This is a genomic window from Desulfobaculum senezii, assembly GCF_054657395.1.
The window spans coordinates 714,248-739,285 of record NZ_BAAHYU010000002.1 but is presented as its reverse complement, the minus strand read 5'-3'; the positions used below and the strand labels follow the sequence as shown (position 1 = coordinate 739,285).

23 protein-coding genes are annotated in these 25,038 nt (G+C 62.9%); 21 read left to right on the top strand and 2 right to left on the bottom strand.

The window, feature by feature from the left end; genetic code table 11:
- Positions 1 to 84 precede the first annotated feature (84 nt).
- On the bottom strand, positions 85 to 291 hold the full coding sequence (locus ACYQ2T_RS04050) for a hypothetical protein (RefSeq protein ID WP_459898650.1): 207 nt from the start codon (positions 289 to 291) through the stop codon (positions 85 to 87).
- A gap of 252 nt (positions 292 to 543) precedes the next feature.
- Between ACYQ2T_RS04050 and ACYQ2T_RS04045 the strand changes: the two genes are divergently transcribed.
- Positions 544 to 1,743 (top strand): response regulator, encoded by a 1,200-nt coding sequence (locus tag ACYQ2T_RS04045; RefSeq protein WP_459898648.1) that lies wholly within the window; start codon positions 544 to 546, stop codon positions 1,741 to 1,743.
- Positions 1,744 to 2,120: 377 nt separating this feature from the next.
- Here ACYQ2T_RS04045 and ACYQ2T_RS04040 read toward each other — a convergent pair whose 3' ends face one another.
- Complete coding sequence (locus ACYQ2T_RS04040; protein WP_459898646.1) at positions 2,121 to 2,921, bottom strand: 2-amino-3,7-dideoxy-D-threo-hept-6-ulosonate synthase; 801 nt, start codon at positions 2,919 to 2,921, stop codon at positions 2,121 to 2,123.
- A gap of 527 nt (positions 2,922 to 3,448) precedes the next feature.
- On the opposite strand from ACYQ2T_RS04040, the gene ACYQ2T_RS04035 reads away from it, so the two are divergent.
- The 20 genes from ACYQ2T_RS04035 (at position 3,449) to ACYQ2T_RS03940 (ending at position 24,901) form a co-directional block, all read left to right on the top strand.
- On the top strand, positions 3,449 to 4,222 hold the full coding sequence (locus ACYQ2T_RS04035) for a fumarylacetoacetate hydrolase family protein (protein WP_459898645.1): 774 nt from the start codon (positions 3,449 to 3,451) through the stop codon (positions 4,220 to 4,222).
- Positions 4,223 to 4,397: 175 nt separating this feature from the next.
- Entirely contained in the window at positions 4,398 to 5,174 is a 777-nt protein-coding gene (rpsB, locus tag ACYQ2T_RS04030; RefSeq protein ID WP_459898643.1) for a 30S ribosomal protein S2, read from the top strand.
- A gap of 2 nt (positions 5,175 to 5,176) precedes the next feature.
- Positions 5,177 to 5,782: a translation elongation factor Ts gene (tsf, locus tag ACYQ2T_RS04025; RefSeq protein ID WP_459898641.1), complete on the top strand. Its 606-nt coding sequence runs from the start codon at positions 5,177 to 5,179 to the stop codon at positions 5,780 to 5,782.
- 119 nt (positions 5,783 to 5,901) lie between these two features.
- Positions 5,902 to 6,624 carry a UMP kinase gene (pyrH, locus tag ACYQ2T_RS04020; protein WP_459898639.1) on the top strand — a complete coding sequence of 241 codons (723 nt, stop codon included), beginning with the start codon at positions 5,902 to 5,904 and terminating at the stop codon, positions 6,622 to 6,624.
- 3 nt (positions 6,625 to 6,627) lie between these two features.
- Positions 6,628 to 7,182: a ribosome recycling factor gene (gene frr / locus ACYQ2T_RS04015; protein ID WP_459898637.1), complete on the top strand. Its 555-nt coding sequence runs from the start codon at positions 6,628 to 6,630 to the stop codon at positions 7,180 to 7,182.
- 99 nt (positions 7,183 to 7,281) lie between these two features.
- The gene (uppS, locus tag ACYQ2T_RS04010; protein WP_459898635.1) at positions 7,282 to 8,025 is read left to right on the top strand and encodes an undecaprenyl pyrophosphate synthase; all 744 of its coding nucleotides are present in this window, start codon (positions 7,282 to 7,284) and stop codon (positions 8,023 to 8,025) included.
- 26 nt (positions 8,026 to 8,051) lie between these two features.
- Positions 8,052 to 8,891, top strand: coding sequence for a phosphatidate cytidylyltransferase (locus ACYQ2T_RS04005; RefSeq protein WP_459898633.1), 840 nt, complete (start codon positions 8,052 to 8,054; stop codon positions 8,889 to 8,891).
- Positions 8,892 to 8,954: 63 nt separating this feature from the next.
- The gene (gene dxr, locus ACYQ2T_RS04000) at positions 8,955 to 10,148 is read left to right on the top strand and encodes a 1-deoxy-D-xylulose-5-phosphate reductoisomerase (protein ID WP_459898632.1); all 1,194 of its coding nucleotides are present in this window, start codon (positions 8,955 to 8,957) and stop codon (positions 10,146 to 10,148) included.
- Between the two features lie 71 nt (positions 10,149 to 10,219).
- Entirely contained in the window at positions 10,220 to 11,296 is a 1,077-nt protein-coding gene (gene rseP / locus ACYQ2T_RS03995) for an RIP metalloprotease RseP (protein ID WP_404844189.1), read from the top strand.
- Positions 11,297 to 11,306: 10 nt separating this feature from the next.
- Complete coding sequence (tsaB, locus tag ACYQ2T_RS03990; protein ID WP_459898630.1) at positions 11,307 to 12,110, top strand: tRNA (adenosine(37)-N6)-threonylcarbamoyltransferase complex dimerization subunit type 1 TsaB; 804 nt, start codon at positions 11,307 to 11,309, stop codon at positions 12,108 to 12,110.
- A gap of 488 nt (positions 12,111 to 12,598) precedes the next feature.
- Entirely contained in the window at positions 12,599 to 13,489 is an 891-nt protein-coding gene (locus ACYQ2T_RS03985) for a flagellin N-terminal helical domain-containing protein (protein WP_459898628.1), read from the top strand.
- Between the two features lie 146 nt (positions 13,490 to 13,635).
- Positions 13,636 to 15,300 (top strand): flagellar filament capping protein FliD, encoded by a 1,665-nt coding sequence (gene fliD / locus ACYQ2T_RS03980; RefSeq protein ID WP_459898626.1) that lies wholly within the window; start codon positions 13,636 to 13,638, stop codon positions 15,298 to 15,300.
- Between the two features lie 21 nt (positions 15,301 to 15,321).
- Entirely contained in the window at positions 15,322 to 16,128 is an 807-nt protein-coding gene (fliS, locus tag ACYQ2T_RS03975; protein ID WP_459898625.1) for a flagellar export chaperone FliS, read from the top strand.
- Positions 16,129 to 16,141: 13 nt separating this feature from the next.
- Positions 16,142 to 17,239: a glycosyltransferase family 4 protein gene (locus tag ACYQ2T_RS03970; protein ID WP_459898623.1), complete on the top strand. Its 1,098-nt coding sequence runs from the start codon at positions 16,142 to 16,144 to the stop codon at positions 17,237 to 17,239.
- Positions 17,199 to 18,494 (top strand): glycosyltransferase family protein, encoded by a 1,296-nt coding sequence (locus tag ACYQ2T_RS03965; RefSeq protein ID WP_459898621.1) that lies wholly within the window; start codon positions 17,199 to 17,201, stop codon positions 18,492 to 18,494. The genes ACYQ2T_RS03970 and ACYQ2T_RS03965 overlap by 41 nt, the downstream gene beginning before the upstream one ends.
- Before the next feature lie 56 nt (positions 18,495 to 18,550).
- The gene (locus ACYQ2T_RS03960) at positions 18,551 to 19,630 is read left to right on the top strand and encodes a YIP1 family protein (RefSeq protein ID WP_459898619.1); all 1,080 of its coding nucleotides are present in this window, start codon (positions 18,551 to 18,553) and stop codon (positions 19,628 to 19,630) included.
- 18 nt (positions 19,631 to 19,648) lie between these two features.
- Positions 19,649 to 19,984, top strand: a complete 336-nt coding sequence (locus ACYQ2T_RS03955; RefSeq protein ID WP_404844181.1) for a hypothetical protein — start codon at positions 19,649 to 19,651, stop codon at positions 19,982 to 19,984.
- Positions 19,985 to 20,079: 95 nt separating this feature from the next.
- Positions 20,080 to 20,745: a Kelch repeat-containing protein gene (locus ACYQ2T_RS03950; protein WP_459898617.1), complete on the top strand. Its 666-nt coding sequence runs from the start codon at positions 20,080 to 20,082 to the stop codon at positions 20,743 to 20,745.
- Positions 20,746 to 20,821: 76 nt separating this feature from the next.
- Positions 20,822 to 21,478, top strand: coding sequence for a 4Fe-4S binding protein (locus ACYQ2T_RS03945; RefSeq protein WP_459898615.1), 657 nt, complete (start codon positions 20,822 to 20,824; stop codon positions 21,476 to 21,478).
- 243 nt (positions 21,479 to 21,721) lie between these two features.
- Positions 21,722 to 24,901: an EAL domain-containing protein gene (locus ACYQ2T_RS03940; protein ID WP_459898613.1), complete on the top strand. Its 3,180-nt coding sequence runs from the start codon at positions 21,722 to 21,724 to the stop codon at positions 24,899 to 24,901.
- Positions 24,902 to 25,038 lie beyond the last annotated feature (137 nt).

Genomic DNA, 25,038 nt, shown 5'->3' with positions numbered 1-25,038 from the left:
AGGGGCGCTGAAAGGTCCAATGCCTCCCAGCGCCCCTGCATGTGAATCAAAGCGCATTGTCGCGCCCGTTCACGACGTGGCGCGTTATTTCGCGCCCCACCCTGCCGCCTCGTCAACAAGGACGATGCGCTCGCGTGTCAGCGGAACGACATTGTTCCGGCGCTGTTCGGGCCGCGCAACGCGAAGCCCCTCCGTTACAATGCAGTCGCCGCAGATGGGGCCGCGCTCTGTTTCGACGTATATGCTCCATTCACCAAGCTCGCCGTTACAACGGCAACACTTCTTCTGCATACGACCTCCGTTGACCGTTCATTGTGTGCTATCCGTCCGGCTTTAATCAATTTCCGTGCCGGAATTTTTTGCACGCCCATTACGGACGACGGCGGCCGCCACAGCCAGCCACGTATACCGCGGGGCACGTGGGCTGACGCGGCGGAAGCGGGAGTGAGCGTCTGGAGCCGTGCGCCGCGCTTTTCGCGCTAGTGGGCTAAAGCCCCTGCATTTTCTGCCGATGAATGAGGTGGCAGCTCTATGGAGATTTCAATGCACAACCAGAATCCACAGCACACCCGCACGGGCTTTACCAGCGCCGTTGTCGTTACCGCGTCGGAAGCCAACCGCCAGCGGGACAAGCGCTTTTTGCGCCAGTGCGGCGTCAACACCATCAGCGGGACGGACTCGCCCGCCGGGGCGTTGTCCCTCATCGAAAAAACACACGCCGACCTCGTCATCTGCGACGAACAGCTTCACGGCGCACGCGGACTGGATTTTCTGCATATGCTGCGCGATGCGCCGCAGGTCCGGAGCATCCCCGTCATCCTCGCCAGCACGGATACCAGCGAGGGCGCCCTGCTGGACGCCGTGGCCGCAGGATGCGCGGGCTACCTGCTCCGCCCCTACTCGCAGGACAATTTTCAGCGCCAACTCAGCCTTGCCGCGCAGGGCGACCTTGCAGGCGCAGCCCAGCGCGCCGCCCTTGAACGCGCCGCGCGGCAAGCCGAAGAAGGGCAAGTGGACAAGGCCATGCGCAAGTGGGAGCACGTGGTCGCCGCCCCGGAAAAGGCCCACGACTACTACAAAACCGGCTGCGCCCGCCTTGGCAAGCACGACTGGAACGGCGCCATCGTCAACTTCCGCAAGGCCACCGTCCTCGACCGCCTCTACGCCGAAGCATATGAGGGGCTGGGCAAAGCGTGGCAGGGCAAGGGGAACGACAGGCAAGCCCGCAAATACATGCGCCTTGCCGCCGCGGCCTATTCCCGCATCGGCCGCTACGAGGAAGCGCGCACCATCTTCGTCCGCGTGCTCAAACAGTGCCCGGAGACGGACAACCCGTTCATCGACCTCGGCGCCGCCATGGTCAAACGCGGCGACTGGACCGGTGCAGGCCGCGCCTACGCACAGGCCATGGAGCACAACGGAAACGAGAGCGCGGTGTACACGGCCATTTCCCGCGCCTGCCACTTTACGGACCACCCCGAGGCCACAGCCCGGCGCGTGGCTGCCGCCCTTGCCGAGGAATCCGGCACTGGCGACGCATCACGCCGCATGAAGCGCATTCTTGGCGGCGCACCCCGCTCTCCCCGGCGCGCCCCGCAGGCGGACCCGGAACTGTCGGCCCCGGCATTTCTGCCCGCCCCGCTTGCCGACGCGTGGCTGGTGGTCAAGTACACCTGCATGACCTACAAGAAAGGACGCCCCGTCCCTGCCGCACCGGCGCGGCTTGATCTTTTCACTGCGTAGTCCTACGCGGGAAGGGGATGGTCCCAAGGGGACCACGGCAACAGGCCCGAAGCGACACTGTCGCTCCGGGCCTGTGCTCGTTTGGATGGCGAGAAGAACCAGCGCACGGCGCTGGCAGAATGCGGCAGGAAGGGAAAACGGTATGGCGTCCCCGGCGCGCCCGAAAGCGCGGCCCGCCCCAATGCGGCGCAGGCCGAGGCAACGTGACATCACGCGGCCCACGGCGCGGCGTCTGGGGGCGTATCCGGCTCCGTTTGGTCCGCGTTGAGGCGGCTACCTACGACTGTCAGCTTCGAGCAGAATCGGCCACAATCGGGCACAATCCCACAGAAACAGCCGGGCATCACACGCGGGGAAGACGCCGCCCCGGTGTAGCGCTAGCGGCCCTCGGCCACGTCCAGCGCGCTGTCCACGTCCCAGCCCTCGTGAACAAGGCCGTTCAAGGCGCGGACCATATTGAAGGTATCCTCCGCCTGGAAGATGTTGCGGCCAATGGACAGGCCGCTGCCGCCGGCATCGAGGGAGTCGGACACCATCTGGAGCAGGTCGCGCGGGCTGTCCACCTTGGGACCACCGGCGATGACCACAGGCACGCAGGCTCCGGCCACAGCGCGGCGGAAGGTCTCGGGCGAGCCGGTGTAGGGCACCTTGACGATGTCCGCGCCCAGTTCCATGCCCACGCGGGCGCAGTGCGCCACCACGTCGGGGTCAAACTCGTTGGCAACCTTGGGGCCGCGGGCGTATACCATGGCGAGAATGGGCATCCCCCACTCCGAAGCCTGCGACGCGGTGCGGCCAAGGTCGGCCAGCATGTCGCGTTCGCTTTCGTCGCCAAGGTTCACATGCACGCTCACGGCGTCCGCACCAAGGCGAATGGCGTCCTCAACCGTGCCGGTGAGGGTCTTGGCATTGGGGAAGGGCGACAGCACCGTGCTGGCGGACAAATGGACAATGAGGCCGATGTCCGGCCCCTGCTGGCGGTGGCCGCAGGGGACCAGCCCCTTATGCATCAACACGGCGTTGGCGCCGCCTTCAGCCACATGGGCGAGGGTCTCGCGCATGTCGATGAGGCCGTCCACCGGACCGATGGTGGTGCCATGGTCCAGCGGCACGATAATGGCGCGGCCGGTATTGCGGTTCATAATTCGTTCAAAGCGGATGGCTTTTCCAATGTGCATGACATTCCTCCTGCGCTTTCCCTTAGCTGCAAAATCGCACAAAAAAAAGAGGCCGCTGGATGTTATCCAACGGCCTCGCTACACTCGACTGTCGTTTTTCCCGTGCCCCTACAGCACAACGCACCAGTCGCCACAGACCGTCATGTCCGCAGCGTAATAATAGGAGGTCGCGATGGTGGTGGGGGCAACGTTTTGCATCCGCAATATGTAGAGCCGTTTCCGGAGCGTTGTCAAGCCCCTGAATGCAGACCCCTGCGCGCCCAGTCCTGCGCCGCCGCACGCGCCGGCGCTCCACGCCGGACGCGCAGCAGGCCACCATCATCATTGTCCCGCCCGGCCCCGCCACGGAAAAACCGCCGAAAACCCGCGCGGTAACGGCTTGCGCCGGCGCAGAGGTCTTACCCATGGGGGCAAAAGATTCCCTGCACATTTTCCATGGGTTAGACACCACAGCCGTCACCTGCTATAGAGGACTATGCGCCCTTTGTCCCGCGCACCACTCACCCCAAAAGAACAAGGTGGCACTTATGAGAATAATCCGCGTATTACACCGAGGCGTTTCGTTTTATGCGCGCGTCACCGACGGCGGTCTGCAGTGTTTGGACCGCGCCAAAGGTATTGAAGGCATCATCCCGCCCGAGGAAGCCACCCTCCTCCCGCTGGCCGTCCCCTCAAAAATCATTACCATTGAAGCGCGCCCAACCGATTCGCCCCAGCCCACTCCGCGGCTGAACCTCAAGCCGCCGTCCTCCGTCATCGGCAACGGACAGACCATAAGCATCCCCGCCACAGCGCAACAGGCCGTGGCCAACCCCATGCTGGGCATCCTCATCGGGCGGCAATGCCGTGGCGTGCAGACGCAGGACATGCCCTCGCATATTTTTGGCTACACATGCTGCGCCAACATTGCCGCGCATGTGCCCGAACTTGCCGAACCCGGCTCCGCCGCCGCGCAGGGCTTCGACACTTTTACGCCGGTCGGTCCCTTCATCGAAACGGACCTGCCCGCCCTTGAAGAGCTGGACATCGCCCTCGCCGTCAACGACGAGACATCCAAGCACTTCACCATCGATGACCTGACCATGCAGCCGCTGGAGGCCATCAGCCACGTGTCGTCCATCATGACGCTGCTTCCCGGCGACGTGGTGATGTTCGGCATGAACAACAACGGTGCGACCATCGCTGACGGCGACGTTGTCAGCGTAGAAATCAGCGGACTGGGCCGACTCTCCAATCCTGTTCAGGCGGAGAGCGCGCAGTCCCACTCCGGGGGCGATACGGCCGCCGCCCGGGTGCAGTAGTGAAGGGTGGTGGCTGGCGGACATTTTCTGCTTGCCATCATTCTGCATTCCAAGTATAACGCCGCGATTTCAATCCCACACACCCCACGTTGACGCCCATGGGTGCCCTCTCCGTTGAGGGGGTTATGGGCGTGCTTTACGCGGAGTGGAGGAAAACAACCCTGGAGGAATTACCATGGCTTATGTCAACATGAAGCAGATGCTGGAGACCGGTGTTCACTTCGGTCACCAGACCCGCCGCTGGAACCCCAAGATGCGTCCGTTCATCTTCGGCGCCCGTAACGGCATCCACATCATGGACCTGCAGCAGACCGTCCGTCTGTTCCAGAAGGCCCATGACTTCATCGCAGAAAAGGTCGCCAACGGCGGCAAGGTGCTCTTCATCGGAACCAAGCGCCAGGCGCAGGAATCCATGAAGCAGGAAGCCTCCCGCGCTGGTCAGCACTTCATGACCAACCGCTGGCTCGGCGGCACGCTCACCAACTTCCAGACCATCAAGCACAGCATTGACCGTCTGAAGAAGCTGGAGACCATGTTCGAAGACGGCACCATCAACAAGTTCCCCAAGCGCGAAATCGTGGGCATGACCCGCGAGGTGCAGAAGCTGAACCTCGCCCTCGGCGGCATCAAGGACCTGGAAGGCCTGCCCGCCGTCGCCTTTGTGGTTGACCCCAAGCGCGAAGACATCGCCGTGCGCGAGTGCCGCAAGCTCGGTATCCCGATCGTGGCCGTGTGCGACTCCAACTGCGATCCCGACCTCGTTGATTACGTTATCCCCGGCAACGACGACGCCATCCGCGCCATCAAGCTGTTTGCCTCCGCCATCGCTGACGCCTGCCTCGAAGGCGACGCCCGCCAGGAGGAAGTGCAGATGGCCAAGGCCGCCGAAGCCGCCAAGGAAGAAGATAAGGCCGAAGAGGCCCCTGAAGCTGAATCCGCGGAGGAAAAGTAACAATGGCTATTACCGCTGCAATGGTGAAAGAGCTGCGCGACAAGACTGGCGCTGGCATGATGGACTGCAAAAAGGCCCTCGGCGAGTGCGGCGGCGACACCGACAAGGCTGTCGCATGGCTGCGTGAGAAGGGTCTGGCCAAGGCCCAGAAGAAGGCCGGCCGCGCCACCTCCGAAGGGTACGTCGGCTCCTACATCCACTCCAACGGCAAGCTGGGCGTCATGGTCGAGATCAAGTGCGAGACCGACTTCGTCGCCAAGTCCGATAAGTTCCAGGCCTTTGCCAAGGACGTGGCCATGCAGATTGCTGCCATGAGCCCCGTGTGCGTCTCCCCCGATGAGCTGCCCCAGGACATGCTGGAGAAGGAAAAGGAAATCTACCGCAATCAGGCCCTCGAAGAAGGCAAGCCCGAGCACATTGCCGACAAGATCGTCGAAGGCCGCGTGAAGAAATACTACAAGGAAGTCTGCCTGCTTGAGCAGCCTTTCGTGAAAGACGACAAGCTCTCCATTCAGGACCTCCTGAACGAGCTGGTCGCTGTTCTGGGTGAAAACATCCAGATTGGCCGATTTGCCCGCGTAGCCGTGGGCGAAGACGCCCAAAGCTAAGCTCTCCGAAACGGGCCGCAAGGCCCGTTTTTTTTGGCCTTTTTTTCTCAAACCTTTGCCAGAATTATGTTACGGTGTTCTGGCAAATTAACCACAGAAAGCGCATAAAGGTGTGAAATATGAGTGAGTTGCGGTTCCAGAGGGTGCTGCTGAAGCTCAGCGGCGAGGCATTGGCGGGAAAGCAAAAATTCGGTATAGACCCCGAATCCGTCAGCGCATTTTGTCGCGAAATCGCGGAAGTCTCCCGCATGGGAGTGCAGGTGGCCCTCGTCATTGGCGGCGGCAACATCTTTCGCGGCATGGCGGCAAGCGCCAAAGGCATGGACCGCGCCCAGGGCGATTACATGGGTATGCTGGCCACTGTCATGAATGCTCTTGCCGTGCAGGACGGACTGGAAAAGGAAGGCATACAAACCCGTGTGATGAGCGCCATTTCCATGCAGGAAGTGTCGGAGCCCTACATCCGTAGGCGGGCTATCCGCCATCTGGAAAAGGGCCGCGTCGTCATCTGCGCCGCAGGTACCGGCAACCCGTATTTCACTACCGATACCGCTGCGGCGCTTAGGGCTGCGGAGCTTCACACGCAGGCCATCCTCAAGGCCACCAAGGTCGATGGCGTTTACGACAAAGACCCCATGGTGTACGAGGATGCCGTCAAATACCCGAGCCTGAGCTACATCGAAGTGTTGAGCAAACGGCTGCAGGTTATGGACTCCACCGCCATTTCGCTGGCCATGGACAACAACCTGCCCATCGCCGTATTCAACCTCTTCGAAAGCGGCAATATCAAAAAAGTCGTTAGCGGCGAAAATATCGGAACTCTCGTCGAAGGAGGAGATTAGACCATGCAGTCCGTGATGGATGATTGTCAGGACAGGATGAAAAAAGCTCTGGCCAGCCTTGAGCGCGATTTTGCAAAACTGCGCACCGGCCGCGCCTCCACTGCTTTGGTCGAGGACGTCATGGTGGATTACTACGGCACCCCCACGCCCCTGAAGCAGCTCGCTTCCATCGCCGTGCCGGACAGCCGTTCCATCACCATTCAGCCTTGGGACCGTGGCGCATTTGCCCCCGCCGAAAAGGCCATCATCAGCTCCGACCTCGGGCTGAACCCGGTCAACGACGGCAAGCTGTTGCGCATCAACATCCCCCCGCTGACCGAGGAGCGCCGTAAGGATTTGGTCAAACTGGCCAAGAAGTACTCCGAGGACTGCAAGATCGCTATCCGAAACGTCCGCAGAGATGCCAACGAATCTCTGAAAAAGCTGGAAAAAGACAAGGATATTTCCGAAGATGACCAGCGCCGCGGGCAGGAAGAAATCCAGAAGATCACCAATGCCATGGTCGAGGAAGCCGACAAGCTCCTCAAGGCCAAGGATGCCGAGATCATGGAGCTCTAGCCCCGGATATCTACGCCCTTTTCGTCCTGCCGTCCCTTCTGCCGGGGCGGCAGGATTTTCCTTTTTTCGACGCCCCCGCGTCAAGCCAACCTGCGGAGCATGACTCTGAAGTTCGACACACTGCCTCGTCACCTCGCCGTCATCATGGACGGCAATGGCCGTTGGGCCAAGGCTCAGGGAATGCCACGAAGCGAAGGCCACAAGGCCGGAACCGCTTCGGCAAAGCGCCTCGTCACCGAATGCCGCAAACTCGGCATTCGTCACGTCACGCTGTACACCTTCTCGCGCGAGAACTGGGCGCGGCCGAAAAAGGAAATCTCTTTCCTGTTCGACCTGCTTGTGCGGTTCATGAACCGCGAGATGGCCTCCCTCATCGAACAGGGCATACGCCTCAATATTCTCGGCGACCTCTCCGAGTTGCCGCTGGTGACGCGGCAAGCGGTCAAACGCGCGGTGTCGCAGTCCAAGGACGGCACGGAGATGACCCTCAACCTCGCCCTCAACTACTCCGGGCGCGATGAAATCCTACGCGCCTGCCGCCAGCTTGCCGCCGAGGGCGCACGCCCGGAAGACATCACCGAGGACGCCATCGCCGAGCGCCTGTACACCGCAGGCCAGCCCGACCCGGACCTCATCATCCGCACCAGCGGGGAACTGCGGCTGTCCAACTTTTTGCTGTGGCAGGCCGCCTACGCTGAATTCTACTTTACCCCGACGCACTGGCCCGACTTCGACGAAGCCCACCTGCACGACGCCCTTGCCGCGTTTGCGGGCCGTGGCCGCCGATTCGGCTGTACCGACGAGCAGCTCTCGTCCGCCCAGACCACCGGGCACAACGCTTAAACTCCGGCCCCGAGCCGCCACGCACCATGAACAGCTCTCACAAAAAACGCATCCGTACGGCCCTGGTCCTCCTGCCCCTCTTGCTTGGCGCCATCGCGCTGCGCGGCTGGTTCGAGTTCTCCGCCCTCGCGGCCATCGCCGCTGTCGGCCTGTGGGAATTCTACGGCATGTTCTGGAAGGACGGCCGCCACACTTGGCTCCGCGCCGCAGGGTCCGCCCTTGGCATCTTCATCCTCTGGGCCGGAAAAACCGGCAACCCGTGGCTCATCCTTGGCGTGCTCATCGCCGCCTTCTGGGTCTCCAGCCTTGGGTTCCTCATCAAGTATTCCAAGAGCACGGACGACCTCTCCGAGAACACGTCCTACGGCCTTGCCGCCATTCTCGTCAGCGGCCTGCTCTACATCCCGCTTATGCTCCAGTTCTTCTTCGGCTTTTTGCACGTGGAGATCATCGTTGTACTGCTGGCCGTCATGGCGGCGGACACCGGCGCATTCTACGCGGGCAGCACCTTTGGCGGCCCCAAAATCTGGCCCGCCATCAGCCCCAAAAAGACGTGGAGCGGCAGCCTCGGCGGCATGGCGGCTTCCGTGCTGGTCTGCCTTGTTGCCGGCGCGGTGGATGAATACTTCCTTGCCGGTGCCGGCGCTGGCCGCCCGTGGTGGATGTGGGCACTGCTGGGCATGGGCCTGAATATTTCCTCCCAGTTCGGCGACTTTATCGAGTCCGCCATCAAGCGCAGGCAGAACGTCAAGGACTCCGGCACCATTCTCCCCGGTCACGGCGGAGTGCTGGACCGCATCGACAGTCTGCTGCTGGCCGTAGCCACCTACGCCGGGCTGGATGCCATCTTCCACTTCTTCCGGTAGGGCGAACGCGGCCATGGCGCATTTCGCGCAGGCCGCGGCGTCCCACCTCTCGAGACACAGGACATGACGTACATCTCCCCCCTCACGCCCCCGGCCGAGAGCGCACGGCGCCTCGTTCTGCTGGGGAGCACCGGCTCCATCGGCGTCAGCACCATCAAGGTGCTGGACGAACATCCCGGCCGCTTTGAGGTGCTGGCCCTTGCCGGCGCCCGCAACGCGGCCCTGCTGGCCGAGCAGGCCACCCGCCTGCGTCCGCCCTTTCTCGCCGTCCTGAACGACGAGGCCGCCAGCGAACTGCGCGAGCGCCTGCCCGAGGGCTACACCCCCGCCATTCTCGTTGGGCCGCAGGCCTATGTGGACCTTGCCACCATGCCCGAGGCCGACATCGTCCTCGCGGCGCAGGTTGGCGCGGCGGGACTGCCGCCCACCCTCGCCGCCGCCCGCGCAGGCAAGACCATTGCCCTCGCCAACAAGGAAGCCCTTGTGCTGGCCGGTCACCTGTTTCGTAAAATCTGCCATGAGACCGGCGCGGTCATCCTGCCTGTGGACTCCGAGCACAACGCGCTTTTTCAGGGCATGTGCGGGCATGACCAGCATGACATCCGCCGCCTGATTATCACGGCATCCGGCGGCCCCTTTCGTGGCAAAACGCGTGAGGAACTGGAGGGCGTCACCCGCGAGCAAGCCCTAGCCCACCCCAATTGGTCCATGGGCGCCAAGATCAGCATCGACTCCGCAACGCTCATGAACAAAGGCCTTGAGGTCATCGAGGCCTACCACCTGTTTGGCCTGCCGCTGGAGGCCATCGACGTGGTGGTGCACCCGCAGAGCGTGGTCCACTCCCTTGTGGAGTACGAGGACCGCTCCATGCTGGCGCACATGGGCCCGACGGACATGGTCATCCCCATTGCCTACGCCCTTGGCTGGCCGCATCGCCTTGGCCTGTCCCTTGAGCCGCTGGACTTAGTGAAGGCTGGGCACTTGACCTTCGAGGCCCCTGCGTTAAATATATTTCCTTGTCTGGGCTATGCTTTCGACGCTCTGCGCGCAGGCGCAAGCTATCCCGTGGTCCTCAACGCGGCCAATGAAATCGCCGTGGACCTTTTCCTGCAAAACAGGATAGGATTCTTGGATATTCCCGCGCTCATACAGCGCGCCATGGACGCCCACACGGGAGCCGACGCCGAAAGCCTGGAAGCCATCCTCGCCCTCGACCAAAACACTCGGGCCGAGGTCCGGAAATGGGCGTCCGCCTGACCGTAAGGGCATCCGGAAACCATCACCCAAACCGGCAACGCGTCACGCGCCAAAGCCGAGGCTAAAGCAACATGCAAGGACCCATCGCAATCGTTCTCGTCCTCGGAGCGCTCATTTTCTTCCACGAACTTGGGCACTTCCTCGCCGCCCGTTTCCTCGGCATCGGTGTTCGCACGTTTTCCCTTGGATTCGGGCCCAAGCTGTTCTCCTTCATGGGCGGACAAACGCGCTATCAGCTCTCCGCCGTCCCCCTTGGCGGCTATGTACAGCTACTGGGCGAGAATCCTGATGACGAACTCCCCGAAGGCTTCACCCCCGAGCAAAACTTCTCCCAGCGCCCGCCCCTGCACAGAATGTGCGTGGTGGCCGCGGGCCCCATCTTTAACTTCATCCTCGCGTGGGTTATCTACTCCAGCATTTTCATGTCCACCGGCCTTATCGAGCTGAAGCCCGCCATCGGGGGCATTCAGCCGGACAGCGCCGCAGAGGTGGCAGGCATCCAGCCCGGCGACGAAGTGCTGGCCGTCAACGGCAAAAGCATCACCTTCTGGAGCGAAATGGCCGATGCCATCCAGAAGAGTGAAGGCCAGACGCTGGACTTCACCGTCCAGCGCGGCAACGCCACGCTGGAACTGGACGTCGTCCCCCGCGTGATGGAGCGCAAGAACATCTTCGGCGAGACCATCTCCACGCCCATGGTGGGCGTCAGCGCCGCCGGTGAAACCGTCACCATTCCCCTCGGGACCGGCCGCGCCTTCGTTGAGGGTGCCAATCAGACATGGCAGGTCATTGAGCTGACCATGCGCGGCATCGGCAAGCTGTTCGAACGTGTGGTGCCACTGGACACCGTGGGCGGCCCCATCATGATCGCCCAGATGGTGAACCAACAGGCCAAGCGCGGACTGATGGAAGTGCTGTTCCTGACGGCCATCATCAGCGTGAACCTTGGCCTGCTGAACCTGTTCCCCATTCCGGTTCTGGACGGCGGGCATATCCTGTTCCTCACCTTCGAGATGGTGTTCCGCAAACCCGTTCCCGAAAAGTGGCAGATTATGACCACGCGACTTGGCATCATCCTGCTCATCTCGCTGATGGTCCTTGCCACCTATAACGACATCTACCGCCTCTTCGCCCCATCGGCGATGTAGCAGACACATCATGGGTAAACCACAATCCACACCGACCTTTGACGCGCCGGTCCTCGTGCTTGATGGCACCGAGGACCGGCTCCATCTTGTTCTGGCCCAAAACGGCCTTGTCGGCGCCGCCCAGCAATGGACCGTGCCCGGACGCGCCATGCAGTTTCTGGCCCCGGCCATCAAGGGCCTGCTGGACAGCGCCTCCCTCACCACCGCAGACCTGACGGGCATCGCCTGTGTACGCGGCCCCGGCAGCTTTACCGGCCTGCGGATGGTCCTCGCCACCGCCCTTGGCATTGCCCGCGCGGCTGGCGTGCCCATGGCTGGGCTGGACTACCTGCCCCTGCTGGCCGCCGGACCGGCCCCCATGGCCGAAGGCACCATCGTCGCCGTTACGCATTCCCGCACCCGGCAGGTGTATGTACAGCCCTTTGCCGCCGCCACGCGCACGGCCCTTGCCGCGCCCGCGCCTCTGTCGCTGGACGAGACGCTGGCCCTGTGCGCGACCTTTGACGGCCCTCTTGCCCTGCTGGGCAGCGGCCTTCGGCGCAACGCGGCATTCTTTGCCGAGTCGCCCCTTGCCGGCGCCATCCTGCCGCCGCGCTTCGACCACCCTCTGCCCGAGGTCTATGCCGAAGCGGCCTGCGCCGCCGAGTATACCTCCGCGCCCGTCGAGCCGCTGTACCTGCGCGCCTCGGACGCCGAGGACAACCTCCGCAGCATCGCCGAGCGCCGGGGCATGGACCCCGACGAGGCCGAACGCCGCCTTGACGACGCCACCTCCAGCCTGCGCGCCCCAAGCGGAAGCGAGGCCGACGCCTAGCACGCCATCCGGTCACACGCCCCGCCGCGAGCGGTATTTCCTCCCTATGGCGGAGGTTATTCTGCCTCTTTCCGCCCTCGGTATTGGCGGCGCGCCGCCCCAACAGGCCAAAGACCCAACGCATTTTCCCCTCACTGGACGCACCAGTGAGGGGATTTTTTTTCGTGTCCTGCCCATAACCACCCGCAAATGGCGCAACCTTTCACACTTCTTACACTTTTTGCGCAATGCAACACAGCGCGGAGCACGCACAAGCCACAGCACCATTACGCAACACACCGAAATACCTGACGCAGTAGCCACCGCACTGCATACTAAAGTTTTCCATGAATCACGACGATACATTGTGCAACAGCCCGGCACACTCAAGAGCTGCAAGGAGGTATGGTCACAAACACATGATTTCTCTCTGGCCTTAGGGCCGTAATCGCTTGGGCAAGGACGCCGCAAGCACGAGGAAGACAAACGCTTTCAAGGAGGAAAGTACTATGTCTCTGGTTATCAATCATAACCTCATGGCGATGAATGCTGCCCGCAACCTGAGTATGTCATTCGGCGCCCTTGGCGTTTCCACAAGGCGTCTGTCGTCCGGCCTCCGCATCGGCAACGCGGCAGACGACGCTGCAGGGCTTGCCGTCCGAGAGCTTATGCGCTCCGACATCGCCGCCCTGAACCAGGGCGTGCGTAACGCCAACGACGCTATCTCGCTCATCCAGACCGCAGACGGCGCCCTTGGCGTCATCGACGAAAAGCTCGTCCGTATGAAGGAACTTGCGGAACAGGCCGCCACCGGTACGTACGACTCCACCCAGCGCCTGATCATCGACTCCGAATATCAGGCCATGGCGTCGGAAATCACACGAATCGCCAACGCCACGGACTTCAACGGCATCCACCTGCTGAACGGCAACCTGTCCGGCACCCATGACGGCACCGGCCTGACGCCCACAGGTCAGTTGAAGGTCCACTTTGGCTCGGCAAACGACAGCTCCGAGGACTACTACTACATCAAGATCGACACCGCGACGGCCTCGGCCCTTGGTGTCGGCAACCAGGCAGATGTCACGGACAGCGGCTACACCATTTCCACCCAGTCCGCTGCCCAGAACGCCCTGGAAGGGCTGAACGACGCCATCGTCTCCAAGGACAACATCCGAGCCAAGCTCGGTGCCTTGCAGAACCGGCTGGAAAACACCATCTCCAACCTGCAGATTCAGGCTGAGAACCTGCAGGCGTCCGAATCCCGCATCTCGGACGTGGACGTGGCCCTTGAAATGACCGAGTTCGTGCGGCAGCAGATTCTGTCGCAGTCCGCAGTGGCAATGCTCGCCCAGGCCAACTCTCTGCCGAGGCTGGCTATGCAGCTCTTGGGCGGTTAGGGCTAGCGCGCTAACGGCTTAACACCCTGAACTGGCCGGGGCGTGCGGACATCGCGCGCCCCGGTCTCTGTTTGAGTGGCATTGCGTTTGCACAAATTCTGGTGAATACTTCGGCACCCGGCAAAATTTTCCTGAGAGGACCCCACATGCCATCGGAAATTACAACATCAGGCGCAATCCACTTCACCGGTCTCGGCAATGGGACCGACTTCGACGCAATCATCGAGGCCACACTCACTGCCGAGGGCTTTCATAAGAAACGTCTTGAAAGCTGGCAGGAGTCCTGGGTTCAGAAGCAGGAGTATTTCACTGCCCTCAACTCCCAGATGCTCAGCCTCAAGAATGAAATGCGCTCCATGGACACCTTGGACGAGTTTCTTAAAAAGAACGTGGACGTCTCCTCGTCCAGTGTGCTGTCCGCCACTGCGGATAGCGAAGCTATGGAAGGCTCGCACGAAATTGTCGTCAACCAGCTCGCCCAAAACGAGATAAAGACCAGCACATTCGCCGTTGCATCGGAAGATACGTCCATCAACAGTTCCGGCGGTTCGCTGCTGTTCGACTATACCTACGGCTCCACGTCCGTCAGCCTTGACGTGCCAAACGGCACCACCCTCGCCGGTCTGCGCGACCTTATCAATAAGGACAACAACAACCCCGGCGTACGAGCCAGCATCCTCTACAACGGCAGTGACTACTTCCTGCAAATTAAGGGCATGGACCTTGGCGCGGACAACTCCATCACCATTGATGGCACAACCACCCTCACCAACTACGGGGCAGGGGGCTTCGACGACACCCAACTTGCGCAAAACTCGCAGATTACCGTGGACGGCTGGCCCAATGACGGGACCTACATCGAGCTGGCCACCAATACCGTGACGCAGGCCATTGAGGGCGTGACCATGAACCTCAAGGCCACGGGCACCACGCAAATCACCGTTGCCAACGATACGGACGCCATCATTGAGCAGGTCCGCACCTTTGTGGACAAGGTCAACGAGGTCCGCGCCTCCATCCGCGCGCTGACCAAATACGACGAAAAGACCAAAAAGGGCGCCATCCTGCAGGGCAACTACGGCCTGCAGATTGTAGCAACCCAGATTAAGGACGTCACCGCCACCAAGGGCATCGGCTTTGACTACGACGAGGACGTCTACTCCACCTTTGCGCAGATTGGCATCCTGACCGACGCCACGGAAGGGTCCCCCACGCAGGGCCTGCTGGTCTTTGACGAAGCCGACTTCCTTGAAGCGCTGGAGAACGATTCCGACGCCGTGGCCGAGCTGTTCAGCTCACAGGGCACGGGCGCGACGGATACCTCGGACTTCGCCTTCGAGTCCATGATTCCCGGCATCACCGAACCGGGTGAGTACGCCGTGGAATACACCGTTGACGGCAGCGGCACCATCACCGCCGCCACCATCAACGGCAACGAGGCCACAATCAACGGCAACAAGATTACCGGTAAATCCGGCAACCCGGAATCCGGTCTGTCGCTGACGATCAACAACCTCAATGCCGGGACGCACTCCGGCAACGCCCGCGTGAAGCAGGGCAAGGCCGGTGAGTTCTACGATGTTCTCTCGGACCTGACAGACGTCCAAGATGGCACACTCAAAATCCTTGAGAACAACTATCAGGACATCATCGATAACATCCAAAAGAAGATCGACTATGAGGAAACACGCCTCATTAAGCTCGAAAAGACACTCCGGCTCAAGTATGCCAGACTGGAAGAGACGCTTGGCACGTACGAGCAGCAGAAGAAGTCTTTGGAATCCCAGTTGAAGCAACTTTCCTCCAAGTAACCGGAGTTTCAGGAGCCATCCATGATCAAAGGCGCCAAGGCGTATCTCCAGACACAGGTCAGCACAACCTCGCAGGGCGATATTCTTATCATGCTCTACAGCGGTGCGATCAAATACCTCAGACAGGCCAAAGAGCGCATCGCGGAAAAGGACTTCGCCAAGAAGGGCGTGCTTATTTCCAAGGCGCTCGACGTCATCGCCGAGCTCGACCAGAGCCTCAACAACGAAAAGGGCGGCGAGGTCGCGCAGAACCTGCACCAGCTGTATTTCTATTGCAGCACGCGGCTTTTGCGCGCCAATATGAATATGGACGTCAGCATCATTGACGAAATCATCCGCATCCTCGAGGGCCTCAAGGACGCGTTTGAGGAAATTCAGGGTGGCGGCGGCCAGCAGGCGGCGACCACGGCAGGCGCGCCCGCCCAGCGTGCGCCGCAGAATGCCGCATCCGGCGAGCCTTCCAGCGAACCATCCGCAGACTCGTCTGCAGAATCTTCTGGCGCGCCGCAAACGCCGCAACAGTCCGCCCCTTCGGAGCACCCGGAAAAATCTTCCAAGGTCAGCAGCTTCCCGGACCTGCTCGGGCAGTCCTTTGCCGGTGTGCCGCAGGGCGCGCCAGCGGCCAAGAGCGCCCCGCAGCCTCAGGCCAATCAGCCTCAGGCCCCGGTCAAGCCCGCACAGCCCGCTCCCTCCATCAGTGGCGGCATCATCCCCGGCCTGCTGGACAAGACCGCCAAGGACGAGGACGAGTCCACCGGAAAACGTCCCAGCACCTTCCGGCGCAAGAATATGCCCGGAACCTACGGCCCCTCCGGCACCATCAAATAGGGCGGAGAAGGCCATGTTCCACCCGGCGCGCGTCCTGCATATCGTCAAGAATCTTGGCCTTGGCGGCACGGAAAAGACGATGCAGCTTTTCGTGTCGCACCTTGACCGGGAGCGCTTTACCCCCGTTGTCTACAGCTTTGAGGACGGTCCGCGGCGCAGGGCGTTGCAGGATGCGGGCGTTGAGGTGTTTGTCGGCGGCGACCTGCTGGACCTGACCAGCCGTCTTGGGCCGGACATCGCGCATATCCACCGCGCGGGCTGGCCCGAGCCGCGCTTTTTGCGCACTCTGGCCCTTGCCGGAATCCCCCATGTGGTGGAAACTAACGTCTTTGGGCGCTTCGACCCCAGCCCGCAGGCCTCCATCATCGACAGGCACCTGTTCGTGTCGCACTTTTGCCTGTGGCGCTACAGGGCCGTCAACGGCATCCCGGCCTCACCGCGCTATCAGGTGCTGTACAATCCCGTGGACACGGACTTCTATGTGGACAACCCCGTCCCGCGCGACTGGACGGGGCACGCCGCCGGGCGCGTCTCCCGCCCGGACCCGGGCAAATGGTCGCCCCTTGGCTACCGCTTTCTGCCCCGGCTTCTGCGCCGCGTACCGGACGCGACCTACCGCATCATTGGCGCAACGCCCGAGGTCCGCGACTGGTTTGCCGCGCGCGGCCTTGACCGGCACGTGCAGTACTGCGACCCCGCCGTCACGGAAGCCGACCTTGCCGCGTTTTACGGCTCGTGCAGTGTGCTTGCGCACGCCAATGCCACGGGGGAGAGCTTTGGCCTTTCCATTGCCGAGGCCATGGCCGCCGGACTGCCCGTGGTGACCCACCCCGCCGAAGGCATGCGCGACAATGCCCAGCTGGAGCTTGTGGATGACGGCGTGACAGGCTATGTGGTGAACACGGAAGACGATTACGCCGCTGCCATTGCGCGCCTGTTGACCGACCCGGACCTTGCCCGAACCATGGGTGCAGGGGGCAGGGAAAAGGCGGTGCGGCACTTCCGTGTGCAACATGTCACCCGCGCCCTCGAAACCCTGTATCAGGATTTGCTGGACCGTCGCACCACTGATGCCAACGCCCCTTACTCCGCCAGTTCGGCGTCTATTTAAACGCCACACGCAGGAAGTTCTGTCCTTCCGCCTTGGCGCGGCGCGTGCGGCGCATGCCCCTGCGCCTTTGGATGCCACCGCCGCCGCGCGGCACATTGCCTCCGCCCTGCGGCAACTGGATGCCACCGGCAAAAGCACCATCGTCCTCCTCGGTCTTGGCTCCGGCGATTTCGCCACCCGCCTCGACGCCGCGCTCCCGCCCGGCGCATCCCTCGTCATCGTCGATATGACGCCGGAACGGCTGCGGCAGCACGAGAGTGACGGCACCTTGGACGCCCTGCGCCGCTCCCCGCGGTGCACTCTGCTGGTGGACACCTCGCCATGGGCGCATCTTGTGCTCCTTGCCGCCTGCGGCGTTGGGCCGGACACCGCCCTCTTCCGCGTCAATCCCGAATACCGCCCCCACGCGCCAAAGAACCAGCCTTCCAAGCGAGAGACAAGCGCCCCCTGCGCCGAGCGCGATACCCTGACGGCCTTCCTGCGCACCATGACCGACGCGCGCCTGCACGACGCCGCAGCAGCTCCCGCCCCGGCGCAGGAGCCGACCATAGGCGTCGCCGCCATTCTTTCCCCGCACGACAGCGGCCTTGAGGGCTTCTTTGCGGGGCTTCCCCCGTGGCTGGATGAGGTCTCCGTGGTCTGGGACGCACCAGCGCCCCCGGCGGTGGACTTCCCTTGCGCTGCGGCGGTGCGACACCAAGCCCGCCCCCTTGGCGGCGACTTTGCCGCGCAGCGCAATGCCGCCCTTGCCGCCTGCACCACGGACTGGATGCTCACGCCCGACGCAGACGAGCGCTTTACCCCGCAGGGGTGGGACGCCTTGCGCGCCCTTGTCCGCGCCGCCCACCACGCGGACATCCACGCCTACTACTTTCCCCGGCGCACGCTGTTTCCGGACGAAGAAGCCTTTTTGACGGGCTACGGCCTCTGGCCGGACCTGCAACTGCGCGCCGTGCGCCGCACGCCGGGCCTGACCTACGTCCGCCCTGTGCATGAGCGCCTGCACGGCATTGGCGGGCCAGTTGGCATTGCCTGCGGCGCGCCGCTTGTGCACCTTTCCAGACTGCTCAAGGACGACACCGCCCTGCGGCAAAAACTGGCCGTCTTTGACGCGGCAGCAGGCGGCGGCATTGCCCACCGCCTGCACAGCGATTACCCATGCATGCCCGTCCACTGCATGGACGAAGCCCAAACCGCCAGCCCCACAGCATTTCTGCGTTTACCGCACCCGCCGGAGGCGCCCAGCATGGGTTGATTCCGGACCACCTTCCCGGTAGGATACAAAGTTCTACAAAAAAGAAAGGTTGTTACATGAAGATTATTTGCCCCGAATGCCAATTTGCCCGGGACGTTGCCGACGACAAGATTCCATCCAAGTCCGTCATGGCGACCTGTCCCAAGTGCCATACCAAGTTCCGCTTCCGCCCCCTTGAGTTCACCCTTGAGGAGGACGTGGAAGAAACCGCGCCCGAAACGGCCGCACACCAGCCGGAAAACACCGCCGCCCACACGCAGGCCAGCCAAACCGGCGCCGCGCCCACGCAGCCCGAAGCCCCGGCGCCTCATGACGCCGCCCCCGCCGCAGCGCCCGAGGACACGGACCGCGCAGGCATGCATGCCCAGGGCCATGAGCACATGCCCGGTCAGCCCCAGCGTCACACAGACGCACCGGATGATATCTGGTCCAAGCTGGAGGACATGGCCCCCGAGGACGAACGCCGCCCCGGCGACATGCCGCCCCCGCGCGACACCCACGACGCCGAACGCCCGCGTATCGACGTGCCCTTTGAGCATCTGGAGGAGCACGGCTTCTTCAACGGCCTGTCGGAAACCATCAAGCGCATCTGCCTGAGCCCGCGGCTGTTCTTTGCGACCATGCCCCTTGATACCGGCAAAAAGCGCCCCTTTGCGTTTTATATGCTCACGGGGATGCTGTCGGCCTACTTCCAGACGGCGTGGCAGACCATGGGCCTTGACCTGACGACGTATATCTTCCCGCAGAGCAGCAACGTTGAGTCCGCATCCACCGCCGCGACCCTTGCCGCGCTCGTGATGGTCTTGCCTATTCTTCTCGCCGTCGGCATTATGGTGACATCGGGTATTACCCACTTGGCCCTGATGCCCTTCAAGGCGGCCAAGAACGGGTTTACCACGACGTTCCGGGTTTGCTCGTACGCCTCCGCGCCCACACTGCTGGCCGCCGTGCCGCTTATTGGGCCGCTTGCAGGGTCGTTTTGGTACCTTGGGCTTATCATTATCGGCCTCAAGCATGCGCACGAAACCAGCTACACCCGCGTCACCATTGCCCTTGGGATTCCATTTATCCTGTTTACGGCATTTGTGACGGCGGTGCTTCTGGCCGCAGGTCCGGGACAGCAGCCCGTGTTCTAATTCCGGCGAGGAGCGGCCATGATCAAAAAGTTCAAACAGCGCATTCGCGAGACCATTCAGGCCAGACGCAGGGCCAAGGAAATCGACCCCAAGAGCTTTCTGGAGCTGTCCGCGGAGCTTTTGGAGTTGGCCGACGCCGCGTCAAAACTCTGGCATAGCGAGCCGAGGTTCCAAACCCGCCTGCGCCGCATCCGCGAGGAAATGGCCCAGCTTGAGGACCTTGCCTCCAAGCCGGAGTTTAAGCGCCTATCCCCGCAAAAGCGGCTGGAACTGCGCGAAAGCCTGCTCTCCTCGCGCGATCAGCTTTTGGAGTCGCTGAACTCCGCGCCGTCCCCCACCACGACCATCCAATAACCGCTCGCCTGCGGCATGCATCTTGCTTCATTTTCTGCCGGAAGGCCCCGTGCCTTCCGGCAGAACAGCAAGAACGCAAGGAGCTTTCCCAAACCATGACCGTCCGCACCATCACTCTCTTTTGCGCCGCCCTCGCGGCCAGCCTCATGTTGTGCTCATGCGCCGCAGACTTTGACCTCTCCGGCCCGGGAACCGTCTACATCAACGAGTATGTGGATGTTTCGGATGTCCAGACCATGGTGCATCCGCAAAACCACCCCATGCAGAAGCTCACCGCCGTGGTCCTGCCGCTGCGCATCCACCAGCGCGTGGACGACCACCGCTACCTCAGCCGCGAACTCACCCGCACCCTGCTCCAGAAGTGGCAGCAAAACGAGGTATTCCCCGTCCTGACATTTGCACCGGACGCCAAGTGGACCACCGCCGCCAACGCCATGCCCATTGCCCGCGCCGCGCACGCCGACCTCATCGTGGCCGGGGATATCACCCATGTGATGTTTGGCGGCACGCAGGGCGAAACCAACCTCGCCGTCCGTGTGGAAATCTACGACGCCTCCACCGGCTCGCTTATCTGGTCCATGGCGCAAGCCGGTCAGATGAGCCCCGGACGCACCAAGGACTTTATCTTCTTCACCCAGCAGTCGCGCATGCCCATGGAGCCGATTCAGGCCATCATGAGCACCATTGCCACGGACATTGGCGCACCCGTCGCGGACTGGAACCAGCCCGTTCAGGACCCCGGCGCCGACTCCGCGCTCTAGCCCCTGCCACCAAAAGCGGCCGCCCTTTTTGACCAAGGTCAAAGACGGCGGCCGCTCCATCATGCACACAGGACACATGACAACACAGCGCCCCACTCCACAGATTCTCAAAGGCCCCGGTCTGCGCATTACGCCGTGCTTCGGCGCCAACGGCTGCCCCAACGCCGTGCTGGACGCCCCTACCCTGCCCGAGCAAATCCTTGAGGCCGTTACCGCCTCCGGTTTTGGCGAGCGTCTGCAAAGCGCCCTCGGCGGCGTGGTCCCCATGCACCACACGGTCACCATTTCCATCTCGTACTGTCCCAACGGCTGTTCGCGCCCGCAGATTGCGGACATTGGCTGCATTGGCGCGGTCTCCCCGCTGGTCAGCGACGCCCCGTGCGCCGGATGCGGCACCTGCTTTGACCTGTGCCGCGAAAAGGCCCTTGTCGCCAATGACATGGGCTGCGTTACCGCTGTTGATTCGGACGCCTGCGTGCGCTGCGGCGCGTGTATGGCCTCCTGCCCCACGCGCACGCTCACGCCCGGTCCCCACGGCTTCCGCGTTCAGCTTGGCGGCAAGCTGGGCCGACACCCCCGCCTTGCTACAGAGTGCTACAGCGCCGTCGCCGCCAGCGACATTCCCGCCCTTGCCGCGCAGGTTCTGGACAACTACCTGACCCGGCGCCACCCCCGCGAACGCCTTGGCGCGCTTATGGAACGCCTTGGGCCGGACGCTGTTCTGCCGTCCTAGCCACCCTCTGCACAGTCTTTTCAGCCCGGCCCTGCCGGGCTTTTTTGCGCCCGCGCTCCGTGACAACGCCGTGACGCGCGTCCTCTTCGCGCCAGAGCTGTCGCTTTTTTCTTCCCCCTCGGGTACACTGCCAAAGGTGTTATCCACCGCCGCGCCCAGCTCGCCCCTGCATTTTCTTCCACGGGGCACGCGGGGGCGACGCGGTCCTATTCGCTTCACGTCACAACGCAGGAGCACACCGCCGTGGAGGCCCGTTTTCGCCCTCTGAACCTCTCCACCAGAATGCTGCTCAGCTCTCTGGCCTTTGTTCTGCCTCTCGCCATTTTGACATGGTTCATGGAGGTCAGCTTCCGCTACGATATCGGCATCGCGGACACCGAGTTGGTGGGCACGCGCTACATCCGCACGGCCACCCCCCTCTTCCGCGACATTTCCGCCCTGCACCGCGCCGGGGCGCGCACCGTGCAGGATGTGCCGCCAGAGGGCGACATGGCCGAAGCCGCGCGCCGCATTGAGGCGACCATCGCCGACCTCATGCGCATGGACGAAGACTTTGACCGCTTTGTCAACGACTCCATCGTCGGCATAACCCGCCGCATCCGCATGCGGCCCCATCCCCACGGCCTCCACCAGCTGTGGAATGCACCGGCTCCGGCGCTTCCACCCACGCCGGGCACTCCGCCGCCGCTTATGACCGCCCTGCAAACCCTTATCCGCAACACGGCGGACAGCTCGCTCATCACCGTGGACCCCGTGCACGACAGCGCCCACCTTGCACGGCTGGTGTCGCGCATTCTGCCCAATATCATCGTCCATACGCATCAGCTTGGCATGCTCACCACCGCGGTGGTGCACGCGCCCAAAAGCGCCGCCCTGTCCGAGCAGTGGCTGCAAACCCTCGCCCTTATCAAGGAGAGGGACCTTGTGGACCTGACGCAGTCCGCGGCCGCCGCCATCATGGAGGACGACGCCTTCTACGGCGCAAGCCCCACGCTTCAAGACCGCTTTGCCTCCGAGCTTGCGGCCTTTTCCGCCACCATGGACGATGTGCTCACGGCGCTGACCGCCATCAAGACCAGCCCGTCGTCCGCCGCCAGTGTTCCGGCGCTGCTGCGTACCGCCACGGACGCCGAGGTCCGCCTCATGAACACCGCCCTTGACGAACTGGACACGCTCATCCGCCTGCGGCGCAACAGCTACGCCACGTGGCGCACCATGGGGCTGGCGCTCAGCGTCTGCGCGCTGGCCTTTGCCGTGTGGATGGTCATCCGAACCTACCGCTCCGTGTCCGTCGCCCTCGCCGAAGTGGTGCACTACTCCCACGCGGTGTCGCGCGGAAACTACTCCGCCACCCTGCCAGCGGACCACAGCGCAGAGGTGGGTAAACTCGCCACCTCCATCCAGCGTATGGTCCAGCAGATGAAGCAGCGCATGGGCTATCTGAACGGCATCCTCCACGGCCTCACCGTGCCCTGCGTGGTCGCGGACGCCGAAGAACGCCTCACCTACGTCAACCAGCCCTATCTGGACATGTACGACCGCAGCGGCGCGCCAGAGGAATACGTGGGGCAAAGCATTGCGGAATTCTTCTACGGCGACACGGACCACACAACATTCACAGGACGCGCCATGCGCGAGCGGCGGGCCTTTCAGGGCATTGAAATGTCCCTGACCACACAGGCCGGACGCACCATCCATTTCCGCTACGATGTCGCGCCCATTTTCGACCTGGACGGCGCCACCATCGGCGCATTCAGCCTTGTGACGGACCTGACCCAAATCCGTGAGCAGGAGCAGGAAATACGCCGCCTCGCCACCTTCCCGGAACTCAACCCCAACCCCGTACTGGCCGTGGACGCCACCGGGAACATTTCCTACACCAACCCTTCGGCCACCGCGCATATCCAGCGCCTTGGCCTTCTGAGCCCGCGCGACTTTCTGCCGCAGGGGCACGAGCACATCGCCGCCGCCGCACTGACGTCGGGACGGGACTCCGATGCCATTGAGCATACCGTCATGGGCCGGACCTACTCGTGGGTGTACCACCCCATCCCCGGCGACAAGCAACTGCACATCTACGCCATGGACATCACCGAACGAAAACGCGCCGAGGAACAAATCCAGCACGACGCCTTTCACGATGCCCTCACCGGCCTGCCAAACCGCGCCCTGTTCGTGGACCGGACGGACCGCATCAAGGCGGCCTCCGCCCGCGCGGGTCACGGCTACGCCGTGCTCCTGCTCGACATGGACGGCTTTAAAAACGTCAACGACAGCCTCGGCCACGCCATGGGGGACCGCCTTATCAGCCAAATTGCCCGCCGCCTCACCGGCGCGCTGCGCGGGGGCGAGACCTTGGCCCGCCTTGGCGGGGATGAATTTGGCGTGCTGCTCTCCCCTGTTGCCAGCGCAGGTGACGCACACACCGTGGCGGACCGCCTGCACGAAGCCCTGCGCCCGCCCTTTGTCATCGACACACACGAGCTGTTCACCACCGCCAGCATCGGCATCGCGGTGGATGTCTTGGACGCCTTCTCCGCCGAAGACATGGTGCGCAATGCGGACATCGCCATGTACCGCGCCAAGGCCAGCGGGCAGGGACACAGCGCCGTCTTCGACCCCACCATGCACGCCCATGCCTCCCAGCGCCTGCTGCTGGAGACGGAGATGCAACGCGCGGCAGAGCGCAAGGAATTCGAACCGTTTTTCCAGCCTTTGGTGGACCTCTCCACCGGGACCATTTCCGGCTTCGAGGCCCTTGCCCGCTGGCGCAATCCGGAGCGCGGCCTTGTTTCACCGGGGACGTTTATCCCCCTCGCGGAGGAAAACGGCCTCATCCTGCCCATTGGCGAGCACATCCTTGCCGAAGCCTGCTCCCGCGTGGCCCAGTGGCGCAGCGAGGACGCCCTTGCCCATCCGGACATCAGCGTGAACCTTGCCGTACCGCAAATGATGTCGCCGGGCATTGTGGATACCGTGGCGCACATCATTGAGCGAAGCGGCCTTACCCCAGCGCAGGTGAAGCTGGAGATCACCGAAAGCGGCCTCATGAGCAATGCGGACACCGCCCTGCATGTGCTGGGCGACCTGCGCAACCTTGGCGTCTCCCTCGCCATTGACGACTTTGGCACCGGGTACTCCTCACTGGCCTACCTGACGCGCTTTCCCTTCGACTTCCTGAAGGTGGACCAATCCTTTGTGGCCGCCATGCTGACCACGCCGGAAGTCGCAAAAATCGTCCAAGCCATCATCACCCTCGCCCACGGCCTCGGCAAGAAGGTCATCGCGGAAGGCATCGAGGATGAAGGGCAACTGCGCGCCCTGCGCAAGCTCGGGTGCGAATACGGTCAAGGCTATCTGTTCTCGCGCCCCCTCCCCCACACCGAAGCGCGCACCCTGCTCGCCCGCGCCCCGCGGTGGTAGCCCGCCGCGCCTCCGTCCACCGCCGCAATCCCCACAGAAAAAAATTCCCGCCATCCGTCATATTCCACGGATGGCGGGGCTGTCCGGCAGGTGACACCATGCCTTGCCATTGCTTATTTCATACTTAGATAGTATGG